The 13084-nt window shown below is 60.2% G+C and carries 14 protein-coding genes; 11 read left to right on the top strand and 3 right to left on the bottom strand.

Annotated elements, in window-relative coordinates:
• Positions 1-33: 33 nt before the first annotated feature.
• Positions 34-681: a class I SAM-dependent methyltransferase gene (locus tag G405_RS0102885; protein WP_022699996.1), complete on the top strand. Its 648-nt coding sequence runs from the start codon at positions 34-36 to the stop codon at positions 679-681.
• 3 nt (positions 682-684) lie between these two features.
• Here the strand turns inward: G405_RS0102885 and G405_RS14805 are convergent, their stop codons facing one another.
• Positions 685-2484: a tetratricopeptide repeat protein gene (locus tag G405_RS14805; RefSeq protein WP_022699995.1), complete on the bottom strand. Its 1800-nt coding sequence runs from the start codon at positions 2482-2484 to the stop codon at positions 685-687.
• A gap of 167 nt (positions 2485-2651) precedes the next feature.
• Here G405_RS14805 and flbT point away from each other — a divergent pair, with 167 nt between their 5' ends.
• The 9 genes from flbT (at position 2652) to pseC (ending at position 10365) form a co-directional block, all read left to right on the top strand.
• Positions 2652-3053 carry a flagellar biosynthesis repressor FlbT gene (gene flbT / locus G405_RS0102875; RefSeq protein ID WP_022699994.1) on the top strand — a complete coding sequence of 134 codons (402 nt, stop codon included), beginning with the start codon at positions 2652-2654 and terminating at the stop codon, positions 3051-3053.
• A 15-nt stretch (positions 3054-3068) separates the two neighbouring features.
• Complete coding sequence (gene flaF / locus G405_RS0102870) at positions 3069-3419, top strand: flagellar biosynthesis regulator FlaF (protein WP_022699993.1); 351 nt, start codon at positions 3069-3071, stop codon at positions 3417-3419.
• 227 nt (positions 3420-3646) lie between these two features.
• Positions 3647-4474, top strand: coding sequence for a flagellin (locus tag G405_RS0102865; protein WP_022699992.1), 828 nt, complete (start codon positions 3647-3649; stop codon positions 4472-4474).
• Positions 4475-4823: 349 nt separating this feature from the next.
• The gene (locus G405_RS0102860) at positions 4824-5648 is read left to right on the top strand and encodes a flagellin (RefSeq protein WP_022699991.1); all 825 of its coding nucleotides are present in this window, start codon (positions 4824-4826) and stop codon (positions 5646-5648) included.
• A gap of 110 nt (positions 5649-5758) precedes the next feature.
• Positions 5759-6583, top strand: a complete 825-nt coding sequence (locus G405_RS0102855) for a flagellin (protein ID WP_022699990.1) — start codon at positions 5759-5761, stop codon at positions 6581-6583.
• 109 nt (positions 6584-6692) lie between these two features.
• Positions 6693-7520: a flagellin gene (locus G405_RS0102850; protein ID WP_022699989.1), complete on the top strand. Its 828-nt coding sequence runs from the start codon at positions 6693-6695 to the stop codon at positions 7518-7520.
• Between the two features lie 129 nt (positions 7521-7649).
• Positions 7650-8033 carry a flagellar protein FlaG gene (locus G405_RS0102845; protein ID WP_022699988.1) on the top strand — a complete coding sequence of 128 codons (384 nt, stop codon included), beginning with the start codon at positions 7650-7652 and terminating at the stop codon, positions 8031-8033.
• Positions 8034-8236: 203 nt separating this feature from the next.
• Complete coding sequence (locus G405_RS0102840) at positions 8237-9070, top strand: flagellin (RefSeq protein ID WP_022699987.1); 834 nt, start codon at positions 8237-8239, stop codon at positions 9068-9070.
• Between the two features lie 119 nt (positions 9071-9189).
• Entirely contained in the window at positions 9190-10365 is a 1176-nt protein-coding gene (gene pseC, locus G405_RS0102835) for a UDP-4-amino-4,6-dideoxy-N-acetyl-beta-L-altrosamine transaminase (protein WP_022699986.1), read from the top strand.
• Here the strand turns inward: pseC and G405_RS0102830 are convergent.
• Both G405_RS0102830 and pseB read right to left on the bottom strand, forming a co-directional pair.
• Positions 10362-10991: a pseudaminic acid biosynthesis-associated methylase gene (locus tag G405_RS0102830; RefSeq protein ID WP_022699985.1), complete on the bottom strand. Its 630-nt coding sequence runs from the start codon at positions 10989-10991 to the stop codon at positions 10362-10364. The genes pseC and G405_RS0102830 overlap by 4 nt on opposite strands.
• Positions 10992-10994: 3 nt before the next feature.
• On the bottom strand, positions 10995-12086 hold the full coding sequence (gene pseB, locus G405_RS0102825; RefSeq protein ID WP_022699984.1) for a UDP-N-acetylglucosamine 4,6-dehydratase (inverting): 1092 nt from the start codon (positions 12084-12086) through the stop codon (positions 10995-10997).
• Between the two features lie 134 nt (positions 12087-12220).
• On the opposite strand from pseB, the gene G405_RS0102820 reads away from it, so the two are divergent.
• Positions 12221-13006, top strand: a complete 786-nt coding sequence (locus G405_RS0102820) for a glycosyltransferase family protein (protein WP_028284486.1) — start codon at positions 12221-12223, stop codon at positions 13004-13006.
• Positions 13007-13084 lie beyond the last annotated feature (78 nt).

The following is a 13084-nucleotide window of genomic DNA, read 5'->3' as shown; positions in this document are numbered from 1 at the left end:
CTAAGAATGAAACCCGGGGGAGAACCGCATTCGATGACCACAAGCGCGCATAACGCCAAGCAGTGGGATGCGTTCTACGCCAGCTCCCAGACCCGCGTTCCCTATACGGACGCTGCAGTGTTCGCCCTGATTGCGCTTTCGAGAAACCCTGATGCGCGGGTGTTCGAATTCGGCTGCGGCAATGGCCAGAATCTGGGCTTTCTGCGCAGCGTGTTTCCCGAGGCGCGCCTTTATGGCTGCGATGTCTCTACCGAGGCGCTGATCGCGGGGCGGCGGCTATACCCGGATCTGGATCTGTTTGTCAGCGGCGACGCGCTGGGGCTGAAGCCGGTCTCGCTGGATGTGATCATCGAACGCGCCACGCTGCAGCACATCACCAAACCTCTGGCTGCGCGCTATGTGCAGGAGATGTTCGCGGCCCTGAAGCCGGGCGGCCGCGCTTTTTTTGAAGTCGCCAGCACGGATCACGGATACGCGGCGCGCGGCGACGGGTCGGACGACCCGGTGTTCGGGCATCGCGTGTTTTACGCGCTGGATGAGCTTAAAACCCTCTTCGCCGACTTCCGGATTGATCAGGTCTATGATCGCCGACGGGCGCTGGTCGAGGGCGCTGAGCGCAACAATGGCCGACCGGTCTATGACGAAGCGGCGTTTCAGCTCTATCTGACCAAGCCGGCCTAGAAATCAGGCCTTTACGCTTGCGGTTTCTTCGGCGAGCGCCTTGGCGACCTGCTTCATGATGGCGATCCAGTCCGCATAGCCTTTGCCGAAGAAGGAGCGCGTGGTGGTGAACCAGGGCGACCGCCCCGTCCCCATATGTGTCCAGATCCGGCCATGGGGGTGGATATACCAGATGTTTCCGCCCGCCGCCGCACCGAGCGAGGTGGTGGCGTTGGTCGGGCCGATCACCAGATCGCAAGCCTTGGCCAGAGCGGTCACCTGATCGAGATCGTTCTTCAGATCAATGCCGTCCAGCGTATGCACGTCGACGCCGAATTTGGACTTGGCGTAGGCGATGTCGTCGTCGGCGTCGCCATATTGCAGGTTCACGAAGGTCACGCCGGGCGTCTTCAGCACCGGCTTCCAGAGCTCAAACGCCGAGAAGTGCTTGGAGCGCTTGGAGTCCATCTTCAGCGATTTCCAGAGAATGCCGACCTTCAGCCCTTCGGGCAGCGCGGCCAGCTGCTCGCGCCAATGGGCGATATCCGCCTCAGGCGGCGACAGCACCGGAGCTTCAGGAAAATCGGTCACTTTGGTCCGGAAGGCGCAGGCCGGCTGGGCGAAGGGCGTCCAGTAGTCAAAGCTCAGCCCGTCTTCAAACCCGGTGACGCCGCGAAGATCCTTGCCTTCGCGCTTTATCGTCCGGTGTGAGCCCACGATGGCGTCCGGATAGGTGCGCTGCACCATTTCCACCAGGCGCTGCTCAACCGCGATGTAAAGCTGGCCATCCGGCCCGATGGCGTCGATCAGATCACGGCCCAGCTGCAGGAACAGGATTTCGTCGCCCAGCCCCTGTTCGCCAATCCATAGCACTTTCTTGCCGCGCAGCGCCTGGATATCGTCGCCATCCCAACGCGGCGCATCGATCAGGAAATGGGTGACGTTGGTGTATTCAGGATCAAGCCGGGTCTTGTACAGCGACCAGCCTTCCTCCAGCTCGCCCATCGCCAGCAAGGATTGCGACAGGCCGTGGGTCATGATGATGACGTCTTTGTGGGACGCGGCGGTCTTCAGCGCCTCGCGGAAATGATGCACCGCCTTTTCCGGCTCTCCCAGCAATTCATAGGCGAAGGCCGTGTTGTGGTGCGCGCGGGCGAAGTCCGGCTGCAGACGTAAGGCTTCGGCATAGAAGGTGAGGGCCTGATCGGGTTCGCCTTTTTCAAGCAAGGTCGTGCCCAGCGAGTTCCAGAAGTCTTTCTCTTCGGGATTGGCGTAAATGGCGGCGCGCAGGATCTCGACGGAATCGTCAAACTTCCCCTGATCGCGCAGCACGCCGGACAGGTTGATGACGCCAGCGGGATGATTGGGCGCCATTTGCAGGAAGAGGCGCAGGAATTTTTCTGCGCCGTCCATCATGTCCAGCTTCCACGCCAGCATGGCGAGGTTCAGATAGACTTCAGCGTTTTCCGGGTTGAAACGCCACGCGCGTTCGTAAAATTGCAGCGCCTTGGCCAGGCGACCCAATTTCTCAAGGCTGATCGCCAGAGCGTGATTTGCGAGGGCGCTTTCAGGCGCCAGATCCACCGCATCCAGACACAGCTTGGCGGCCTTGGCGGCGGCTTCGCGGTCATCCTCGACGATTTTCATGGCCCGTTTGAGCAGGCCGATCGCTTTGGGCGGCAGGTTTTCGTCTTTGGACTTCTTGGAGGCAAGCGCCCGCTGCACGTCCGAAGAGGCGGAGCTGTCGCGGCGAACCCGCACATTGCGAACGGCTTTTTCTTCACCAGCCGCCAGTTCCGCATCAAGATCGAGCAATTGGCTCATCGCGCATCATCCCTTGCAGTTTACCAAGCCAAGAATGGATGCTTCGATTAAGGTTCTGCTAATAATGCGAACCTGCGTCACAGAAACGGTTTCTTCACTCTAGCCTGCTTGAGTGCACGGAGTCGGATGCCGCCAGGCCGCGCCGACAATGAAGGGTCAGAAAGGTCATGCCGCTAAAGCTTTCTTTGAAGCCGGGTGAAAAGTTCGTTCTGAACGGAGCCGTGGTCGAAAATGGCGATCGCCGGGCGACTCTCGTCTTGCAAAACAAGGCGAGCGTTCTGCGTGAAAAAGACATCATGCACGAGCATGAGGTCGATACCCCGGCGAAGCGGATCTATTTCCCGGTCATGATGATGTACCTCTCATCAACCTCTCAGGACGGACTATATGACGAGTTCGTTCTCAGGATGACCGAGTTCATGAACGCTGTGGGCTCGTCAGACGTGCTTTCAGAGTGCGTTTCGGTCAGCCGCGAAGTGATGGCTGGCGAATTCTATAAGGCGTTGCTGCGTTGCAGAAAGCTGATCCAGTACGAAGCCAAGCTCCTGGCTGGATCTGACGAGGCTTAAAGAGGCTAAGCGTTCATGTCGTATCAGGCCTACAAGACTGCATCTTCGCGTACGGAAGACCCTCGCCAGACGGAATATCGTCTGATCGGCGAGGTCACGCGCGGATTGATGGAGGTCAAGGACGCGCCCAAGACCGAAATCCGCAAAAAGGCGGCTGCGCTGGACCGCAATCGCCGGGTCTGGTCCGCTTTTGCGGCCGATTGCGCCAGCGATCACAACAACCTGCCTGAATCCCTGCGCGCCGGCATCATCTCATTGTCGATCTTTGTGTCCAAAGAAACGAGTTCGGCGATGCGGGGTGAAACCGATCTGGAAACCCTGATCGACATCAACCGCATGATCATGCAGGGGCTCTCGCCCTCCTGACGCCGCCTGCGAGCGGCAAGATCGGCCCGCCCGGACATATTTGCCCGGCAGTGCTTGGCGCGCGCCATCAGGGCTTCGTGCTGCCTGATTCAACCTATTGAAAAACAAAGTGTTATTTATGCTGCCTGCGTGCGCGCAGCGGCATGGGGTTTGCTCTGCTTGAGGCGGGACAAAATGTCCTTCGGCCGAGAACAGGCCGCTCACTTCCAGAATGGAGGAACCCCACAATGAACGTTTCTGTGAACACCAACTCTGGAGCCATGATCGCGCTTCAGAATCTGAACAAAACCAACATGGACCTGCAGACCACGCAGAACCGTATCAACACCGGCCTGGAAGTCTCCAGCGCGAAGGACAATGGCGGCATCTACGCCATCGCCCAGCGCATGCGCTCCCAGGTTTCCGGTTTTGGGGTTGTTGGTCAGATTTTGGACCGGGGCGAGGCGACGCTTGACGTTGCGCTTGCTGCGGGTGAAGCGATTTCGGATCTGCTGATTGAGATGAATGAGAAGGCCTTGGCGGCGTCAGACGCGTCACTGGATACAGCAAGCCGCAGCGCCCTGAATGAAGATTTCAAGGCGTTGCGCGATCAGATTTCAACGATCGTGAGCAATGCTGAATTCAACGGCGTGAACCTGATTGACGGCTCGACCAACTCATTCGTGGCGCTGGCCAACCAGGACGGCTCGAACACGATTACTGTGAGCTCGGAAGACATGTCGCTTTCCGGTTCGATCGTGTCGCTTGCCGTGACTGCGTCCTTTGCGACGGGGACACAGGCCAGCAATATCGCCTCTCAGATCGGCACCTCGCTGGACGCCGTGAACTCTGCGCTTGCGCGCCTGGGCACGAAATCCAAAGCGCTGGAGATCCACTCCTCGTTTGTCACAAAACTTTCTGACGCTCTGGAAGTCGGTATCGGCAATCTGGTCGATGCGGATCTGGCCAAGGAGTCTGCATCCTTGCAGGCTTTGCAGGTCAAGCAACAGCTGGGCACTCAGGCGCTTTCGATCGCCAACCAGCAGCCGCAATCGATCCTGTCCTATTTCGGCTAGGGCGACGGATATGGGCCGGGGCCGTACATGCGGCCCCGGCCTTTTTCTTTGTCTGCGGTGCAGTTAAGGCGCGATTAACCAAATCGGGCTCCGGGGCGCAGCGGCCGCCCGGCAAAATGTGCCGCACCCGGCAATTCCTGCCGAGCCGCCCCGGCAATTGCTGCCGCGTCCGGGCTGTAGGGTAAACGGTTTTCACAAGAGCGAATTACAGAAAAACAAGGGCTTGCGACCTGTTTGGGAGGCAAAGGGTGAATCTGGCCTCAGCTTTGCTCCTAGAGGGGTGGACCAGAAGGTCTGGCGGGCAAAAGGCGCGTCACATCAAACGTAGAAACGTTAAAGGAGCCAAGAAATGGCGACGATCAATACCAATCCGGGCGCAATGATCGCCCTGCAGAACCTCAACAAGACCAACATGGACCTGCAGCAGGTCCAACAACGTATCAATACGGGTCTTGCTATCTCCTCCGCCAAGGACAATGGCGGCGTCTTTGCTATCGCTCAATCCATGCGTGCCGATGTGGCTGGCTATAACGCCGTGTCGCAATCGCTGGACCTTGCGCAATCGACTGTCGATGTCGCGCTGGCGGCTGGCGAAGCCATTTCAGATCTGATGATCGAAATGAAAGAGAAAGCGCTCGCGTCTACGGATGCGTCGCTGGATACGGCGTCTCGCAACGCCCTGAACGAGGATTTCACCGCACTGCGCGATCAGATCGGCACCATCGTGGCCAACGCCGAGTTCAACGGCACCAATCTGATTGGTAATGGCGCAGCGGACATCACGGCTTTGGCCAACTCTGACGGCTCCAACACCATCACCATCGGTGCTGAAGATCTGAGCCTGACGGGCGGCACGCTGTCGATCGGCGTCGGCTCATCCATCTCCACTGTCGCCGCCGCCAGCACCGCTGTGGCTGCGATTGAAGCGGGTCTGGACAATCTGAACTCCGCTCTGGCGCGCCTGGGCACCGGCTCCAAGTCGCTGGAAATCCACTCCACCTTCGTGACCAAGCTGTCTGATGCGCTTGAAAGAGGCATCGGCAACCTGGTCGACGCGGACCTGGCGAAAGAATCCGCCCGTCTCCAGTCGCTGCAGGTCAAGCAGCAGTTGGGCACCCAGGCGCTTTCGATCGCGAACTCCGCGCCGAGCTCGATCCTGAGTTACTTCCGGTAATTCACCCCAAGATTCGGCGAGGGCTTCATAGAAAATGGAGCCGTCGCCGGAGCCTTGGCGCGCAAAAAGCGCGTCTCAACCGTAGAAACGGAACTTGAAGGAGCCAAGAAATGGCGACGATCAATACCAACCCGGGCGCAATGATCGCCCTGCAGAACCTGAACCAGACCAACAAAGATCTGCAACAGGTTCAACAGCGCATCAACACTGGCCTGGCTGTCAGCTCGGCCAAGGACAATGGCGGCGTGTTCGCTATCGCCCAGTCGATGCGTGCCGACGTGGCGGGCTACAAGGCCGTCAATCAATCGCTGGACCTGGCGACGTCCACCACGGACGTGGCCCTGGCCGCCGGCGAGGCGATCTCTGATCTCCTGGTGGAGATGAAAGAGAAAGCCCTGGCCTCTGCCGATACGTCTCTGGACACGGCGTCCCGCAATGCCCTGAACGAAGACTTCACGGCGCTGCGCGACCAGATCGGCACCATTGTGGCCAACGCTGAGTTCAATGGCACCAATCTCATCGAGAACGGCGCCACCGCGATCTCGGCTCTGGCGAACGCTGATGGCTCCAACACCATCACCATTGCTGCAGAAGATCTGAGCCTGACCGGCACCACGATCACTTTGACCGCCGGTTCCCAGATCAACACCACGACGCTGGCCAATGCGGCCGTGTCCGCCATCGAGACCTCCTTGGACAATCTGAACTCCTCCCTGGCGCGCCTGGGTACGGGTTCGAAGTCCCTCGAGATCCACGGCACCTTCGTCAACAAGCTGTCTGATGCGCTCGAAAGAGGCATCGGCAACCTGGTCGACGCGGATCTGGCCAAAGAATCTGCTCGCCTGCAGTCCCTGCAGGTCAAGCAGCAGCTGGGTACTCAGGCGCTCTCGATCGCCAACTCGGCTCCGAGCTCGATCCTGGGTTACTTCCGGTAACTCTTAAAGTTTCGAAGGGGGCTCCATAGAAAATGGGGACCCCTTCGAAGAGTGATGCGCAAAAAGCGTGTCGTAACCGTAGAAACGGAAAATTTGAAGGAGCCAAGAAATGGCGACGATCAATACTAATCCTGGGGCGATGATCGCCCTGCAGAACCTGAACCAGACCAATAAAGATCTGCAGCAGGTTCAACAGCGCATCAACACTGGCCTGGCGATCAGCTCGGCCAAGGACAATGGCGGCGTGTTCGCCATCGCCCAGTCGATGCGTGCCGACGTGGCGGGCTACAACGCTGTGGGCACGTCCCTGGACCTGGCGCAATCGACCGTGGACGTGGCCCTGGCCGCGGGTGAAGCGATCTCTGATCTGCTGATCGAGATGAAGGAAAAAGCGCTGGCTGGCGCGGACACCTCGCTCGATACGGCGTCTCGTAACGCTCTGAACGAAGATTTCAAAGCGCTGCGCGACCAGATCGGCACCATTGTCGATAACGCCGAGTTCAACGGCACCAACCTGATCAACGGCACCCAGACCGGCGGCATCTCGGCTCTGGCCAATGCTGACGGCTCCAACACCCTGGATATCGGTCAGGAAGTGATGTCGCTGGGCGGCACCAATGTCACTGTGGCGGCGACGGCGTCGTTCACCACGGCGGCTGCGGCGTCCGGCCTGGTGGCCACCATCGAAACTTCGCTGGACAACCTCAACACGGCTCTGGCCAAGTTGGGCACCGGTTCGAAGTCTCTGGAAGTTCACAAAAGCTTTGTGGGCAAACTGTCTGACGCTCTTGAAAAAGGCATCGGCAATCTGGTCGACGCGGATCTCGCGAAAGAATCCGCCCGTCTCCAGTCGCTGCAGGTCAAGCAGCAGCTGGGTACGCAGGCGCTTTCGATCGCAAACTCTGCGCCGAGCTCGATCCTGGGTTACTTCCGGTAATCCATAGCGGAATTGGCCGGGGCGTTACGTGGGGTTCCTCCCCGGCCAGTTTTCCCAGATGACCATGACTGACGGAGCAAGGGAGAAAGTAGGAGGCGCCGACGCCGCCAAAGCGTCGACGAAAAGGATATGAACATCGGCAACATCATACCGGTTACAAACGCCCAGGGCGTCGCCCCGGAGCCCGATCAATCCGAGAAAGCCGTCGCCGGCATGGCGAAACGCGGTCAAATCGGCGGTGAAGAAACCGACAAGTCCGTCGCTGAAAAAGGCGCGGCCGTCGTGCAGAAATCCGCTGACCTTGAGCGTATCGAGGCCATGCGTGAGCGCGTCAACGCCAGTTTGCGGACCCGGCTTCAGATTGATCGCGAAGAAGAGAGCGGTCAGTTCATCTACAAGCTTTTCGATCCGGAAACCGGTGAAGTCATGCGTCAATGGCCGCCGGAAAAGTACATGGATCTGGTCGCGTTTCTGAAAGATCAGCAGGGCGGCGTCGTTGACGAGCGTGTTTGACCTCTCGGCAGATTTGACCGCTTGCAGCGGCAATAATTAACCACGTCCAGAGGTCTGCGGGCCCTGGCGAACTTTGCCGTTTTTGTACAAATACATGTTTTAAATCATTTTTCGGCGATCTGGCCTGATTGGCCCGCTGATTGCTCCTGATACTGCTGAGCGGCCGTCGAATGCGGCGCAGTTATGCAATCGGGAGAAGACCAATGGCGCTCAGCGTCCATACCAACACCTCAGCGATGATCGCGCTGCAAAACCTCAACAAGACCAATGAGGACATTCAGGGCGTCCAGAGCCGGATCAACACCGGCCTGCGTGTGACAGGGGCGAAGGATAACTCCTCCGTCTATGCGGTGGCGCAAGGCATGCGGTCCGACATTGGCGCACTGGGCTCCGTCAAATCCTCGCTCGACCGCGCCGTCTCCATCGGCGATGTGGCGATTGCGGCCGGCGAGTCCATCTCTGACCTGCTGATCCAGATGCGCGAGAAAGCCACAGCCGCGCTTGATCCTTCCATCGACACCTTCTCGCGTCAGGCCTATGACAGCGACTACAAAGAGTTGCTGGATCAGGTGAAAGTCATCCTGACCAACGCAGAGTTTGACGGCGCGAACCTGTTGAACGGCTCGCTGACGAACGGCATCGCCTTCCTGGCGGATGCGGACGCGACGCGCTCCGTCACGCTGGAAGGGCAGAACCTGTCTGTTTCCGGCTCGATCATCACCCTGACAAACAATTCCAGCCTTGGCACCGTGACCCTGGCCGGCAATGTGGTCAGCGCCATCCAGGCGAGCCTCGACAACGTCAACCAGGCTCTGGCCAATCTGGGGTCTGACCTCAAGAAGATGGAAGCGCACCGGACTTTTGTCGGCAAACTCGAAGACAGTCTGACCGAAGGCGTGGGCAATCTTGTGGACGCGGATCTGGCTAAGGAATCTGCGCGCTTGCAGGCCTTGCAGGTGAAACAGCAACTCGGGGTGCAGGCGCTTTCGATCGCCAACTCTGAACCTCAGATCATTCTGAACCTCTTCAACGGCTAACCCCGTTCCGACATCACCACCACGGCGAACCGTCCGACTTCTCCCGATGTCGGGCGGTTTGTTGTTTTCAGCGGGGCGCGGACTCAGCACAGTGTCGGGTAAACTCAGGGAGCGGATGCATGAGCGACGGGTTTTTGCCATATGGTCGGCAATGGATCGACGATGACGACATCGCTGCGGTCACCGCTTGTCTGACCTCTGACTTCCTGACCACCGGCCCAAGGGTCGACGCCTTTGAGGCGGCGTTCGCGCAGGCCGTCTCGGCGCCCCATGCGCTCAGCTGCCATTCGGCGACGGCGGGGCTGCATCTCGCCTATGACGCCCTGGGGCTGGGGCCGGGCGATTGCGCCATCGTTCCGGCGCTGACTTTTGTCGCGACCGCCAACGCCGCCCGGTATTGCGGCGCGGATGTGGTGATTGCGGATGTGGACCCCGAGACAGGCCTGATGTCGCCTGAGACCCTGGCCGAGGCGCTGCAGCGGTCCCAGGGGCGGGCGCGCCTGATCGCGCCGGTCCATCTGGCGGGCGTTGCCTGCGACATGCCCGCGCTCAGCGCACTGGCGCACGATCATGGCCTGTCAGTCGTTGAGGACGCGTCTCACGCTGTGGGCAGTCTGGATGAGACAGGCGCGCCTGTTGGGGCGTGCCCGTATTCGGATGCTGCGGTCTTCTCGTTTCATCCGGTCAAGACGCTGGCGTGCGGGGAAGGGGGCATGGTCACCACGCAAAACCCTGAGATCGCCGACCGGGTCGCCCATGCGCGGTCTCATGGCGTTGTGCGTGAGCCGGACCGGTTTGAACGCGCGGAGGGGGCGACAGAACCCTGGTGGTATGAAATGCAGGCGTTGGGCTGGAATTACCGCATGCCCGACATCAACGCGGCGCTGGGATTGTCCCAGCTCAACAAGCTCTCGCGTTTTGCGCAGCGCCGTCGTCTGTTGGCGTCCGTTTATGATGCGGCCCTGTCAGAGTTGGCGCCGCTGGTGCAGTCGCCGGCAGGGCGCGCAGGCGTCGATCCCTGCCGCCATCTGTATAATGTACGGATTGATTTTTGCGCTGCGGGCCAGAGTCGCGCCGATGTCATGACGGCCCTGAAAGATCAGGGGATCGGAACGCAGGTTCACTACATCCCGGTTCATCATCACCCGTATTATAAAGCGTTGTATGGCGAGCAGACCTTGCCGGGCGCCGAGCGTCACTATGCGCGCACGCTGTCCTTGCCGCTCTATCCGGCGATGTCTGATGATGATCCGGCGCGCGTGGTTTCAGCCTTGAAAGCGGTTTTGGGGCTCTAGGCGGGCCGTTTTTCCATCAACGCCCAGGTCGGGTTGTCCAGATTGCTGGTGCGCTTCCAGCTGAACCCGTCCGCCACCACTTCCAGACCCTTGAAGCGATCCAGGAAGAAGCCGGCGAAGTCGCGCTTCCACAAATGGTCGGTCATGCCGCGATAGACGAGCTCGACCGGGTCGGGATTGAAGTATTCCGAGACCAGGATGAAGCGCTTGGAGACGCGATACATCTCGTCGGCCACCTGGCCGAGATTGTCGGGGTGGACGTGGATCAGAACGCCGTTGGTGAACACCAGATCCATGCTTGAATCGTCAAAGGGCAAATCCTCGCCCCGGCCCGCACGGATATGACTCTCAGGCAGCACGCCATCCTTGATCAGGGTTTCGCGCGCGCTGTCATTGGGCTCCACCGCGAACAATTCAGCATCGCTGAGGCGTTGAAGCGCGCGCTGGTTCAGGCCCAGATTGCAGCCAACCTCGCAAATGGTCTGGGGCTCGCGCGTCCCGAAGGCGTCCAGCCAGCGCGACCACAGACGGGTGCGGGCGCGGATGCGGAACTCTTCGGGGCTGCAGCGCTGGGTGTATTCGTCGCCGAACTCGCCCGACCAGGTGTTCACGGGATCATGGGTCATGGATCAGGCCTTCAGGGCAAGTTTTTCATTGAGAATGTTCTGGAGCGTGCGGGCATCCAGACGTTCGGGATTGGAGTCAGACTGATACTCAAACCCTTCTGGGACCGGTACGGCGCCGTCGGCGAACCATTCCGCGCGCAGCCGTTCGGAACTGTGCGGCAAGATCACATAGCGATCCTCCAGCTCCACCGTGGAGCGAGAATCATCCTCGGGCACCATGACTTCGTGCAATTTCTCGCCGGGGCGGATACCCACCATCTTGTGGGGCAGGTTAGGCGCGATCGAGCGCGCCAGATCCACCGTGCTCATGGACGGAATCTTCGGCACGAAGACTTCGCCGCCCTTGGCCATTTCCAGCGCGGACAAGACGAAATTCACGCCCTGTTCCAGGGTGATCCAGAACCGGGTCATGCGCGGATCGGTGATGGGCAGATGGTCCGCGCCCTCAGCGACAAGCTTCTTGAAGAACGGCACGACCGAGCCGCGCGAGCCGACCACATTGCCATACCGCACGACCGAGAAGGTCGGCCCGTCCTCGCCGCCCATATGCTGGGCGGCGGTGAAGATCTTGTCGGACGCCAGCTTGGAGGCGCCATACAGATTGATCGGGCTGGCGGCCTTGTCCGTCGACAGGGCGCACACATGCTGCACCCCGCGCTTGATGGCCGCGCGCACCACATTTTCCGCGCCGAACACATTGGTGCGCATGCATTCAAACGGATTGTATTCCGCAATCGGCACATGCTTGAGCGCGGCGGCGTGGACCACCACGTCGACCCCGCGCATCGCCATGTCCAGTCGGCCCTCATCGCGCACATCGCCGATGAAGTAGCGCATGAAGCGGTGCTCTTCCGGGCTGAAGCGCTGCGCCATCTCGTACTGTTTGAGTTCGTCGCGCGAGAACACGATCAGCTTTTTGGGCTTGTATTCGTTGATCACGGTCTGGACGAAATGATGGCCAAACGACCCCGTTCCGCCGGTGATCAGGATGGTCTTGCCATTCAGATCAATCCGCGGGCTACGAAAATCTCGCCCCAGAAACAGGCGGTTGACATCATCGTCCGCGGTTTTCGAGGTCTTTGGGGGCTGGCTCATCTAGATGACTTTCCATGGGTCATGGACACATTCTTGACGCCACGATCCGCGGTGTCGGTTAACGGCCCGTTAGGCGCGGTAAATCCATACTCGGATTCGAAGAGGGCGACAGCTTTCCAGCCTCGGGGGACATGATGGGCGCGACTGTGATCGTTCAGGCCGGCAGCGGACCCAGCGCCCTTGCGGATCGCGAGCTTGTCTATCTCGGTGATCGGTCCGCCCTGGCGTGCGGGCTTGAGCGCGCCCGCCACATCCCGGGCGTTGATATGGTGGTCTGCGCCGTCCCCGATGATCGTGACCATGATCTGATCGCTGAAGAGGCGTGCGATTGCGCCGTCATGGTGGTGCGCGGACCTGCCGCGGATCCCTTGGGGCTTGTGGCGCAGGCGGCGCGCGAGGCTGGCGCATCCATCGTGGTGCGGCTCACCAGCCAGTGCCCGGTGATTGACCCTGTCATTGCTGGCGGCGTGTTGGCCTTGTTGACGGATGCGCGCGCCGATTACGCGTCCAACACCATGCCGGCGCGCTTCCCGCACGGGCTGGATTGCGAGGCCTTTTCCGCCCTGTTGCTCGACGAAGCGGATCGCAAGGCGGACACGCTGGCCGAGCGGCGCTCGGTGACGGGCTGGATGCGACGCAATCCCGATCTCACCCGCGCCAATCTGACGGGCCCCGGCGGCGGGCTGGAGCATTTGCGCTGGATGCTGGAGACGCCCGAGGACGCCGCTTTTCTGCAGGCGATGTTTGCAGAGCTGGGCGACAAAGCCCTGACGGCGACCGCGGCCGAGATGGCGGCGTTATGCTTGCGGCGCCCTGATCTGAGTGAGCTGAACGCCGACCGTGTCGATTATGCCCGACTGGTTTCGCCAGAGCGCGCCAGCGTTGAAACGCGGCCCATGCGGTTTCCCTTCGCCGCTTGAAAGCTTGGCGGTTCGTTCACCTTAAATCCTAACGGTTTGTTTGCAGGTCGAGCGCTAGTCTGCGAGTCGATGCAAAAG

It is taken from the genome of Oceanicaulis alexandrii DSM 11625 (assembly GCF_000420265.1).
GTDB classification, from domain to species: domain Bacteria; phylum Pseudomonadota; class Alphaproteobacteria; order Caulobacterales; family Maricaulaceae; genus Oceanicaulis; species Oceanicaulis alexandrii.
This window is presented reverse-complemented; position numbering and strand designations above follow the sequence as displayed.

Bases quoted from the DNA above. Each gene is read 5' to 3' on its own strand.
- flbT (WP_022699994.1), top strand. From the start codon at position 2,652: ATGCCGCTAAAGCTTTCTTTGAAGCCGGGTGAAAAGTTCGTTCTGAAC.
- G405_RS0102865 (WP_022699992.1), top strand. From the start codon at position 3,647: ATGAACGTTTCTGTGAACACCAACTCTGGAGCCATGATCGCGCTTCAG.
- G405_RS0102850 (WP_022699989.1), top strand. From the start codon at position 6,693: ATGGCGACGATCAATACTAATCCTGGGGCGATGATCGCCCTGCAGAAC.
- G405_RS0102845 (WP_022699988.1), top strand. From the start codon at position 7,650: ATGAACATCGGCAACATCATACCGGTTACAAACGCCCAGGGCGTCGCC.
- G405_RS0102860 (WP_022699991.1), top strand. From the start codon at position 4,824: ATGGCGACGATCAATACCAATCCGGGCGCAATGATCGCCCTGCAGAAC.
- pseC (WP_022699986.1), top strand. From the start codon at position 9,190: ATGAGCGACGGGTTTTTGCCATATGGTCGGCAATGGATCGACGATGAC.
- G405_RS14805 (WP_022699995.1), bottom strand. From the start codon at position 2,484: ATGAGCCAATTGCTCGATCTTGATGCGGAACTGGCGGCTGGTGAAGAA.
- G405_RS0102885 (WP_022699996.1), top strand. From the start codon at position 34: ATGACCACAAGCGCGCATAACGCCAAGCAGTGGGATGCGTTCTACGCC.
- flaF (WP_022699993.1), top strand. From the start codon at position 3,069: ATGTCGTATCAGGCCTACAAGACTGCATCTTCGCGTACGGAAGACCCT.
- G405_RS0102840 (WP_022699987.1), top strand. From the start codon at position 8,237: ATGGCGCTCAGCGTCCATACCAACACCTCAGCGATGATCGCGCTGCAA.
- G405_RS0102820 (WP_028284486.1), top strand. From the start codon at position 12,221: ATGGGCGCGACTGTGATCGTTCAGGCCGGCAGCGGACCCAGCGCCCTT.
- G405_RS0102830 (WP_022699985.1), bottom strand. From the start codon at position 10,991: ATGACCCATGATCCCGTGAACACCTGGTCGGGCGAGTTCGGCGACGAA.
- G405_RS0102855 (WP_022699990.1), top strand. From the start codon at position 5,759: ATGGCGACGATCAATACCAACCCGGGCGCAATGATCGCCCTGCAGAAC.
- pseB (WP_022699984.1), bottom strand. From the start codon at position 12,086: ATGAGCCAGCCCCCAAAGACCTCGAAAACCGCGGACGATGATGTCAAC.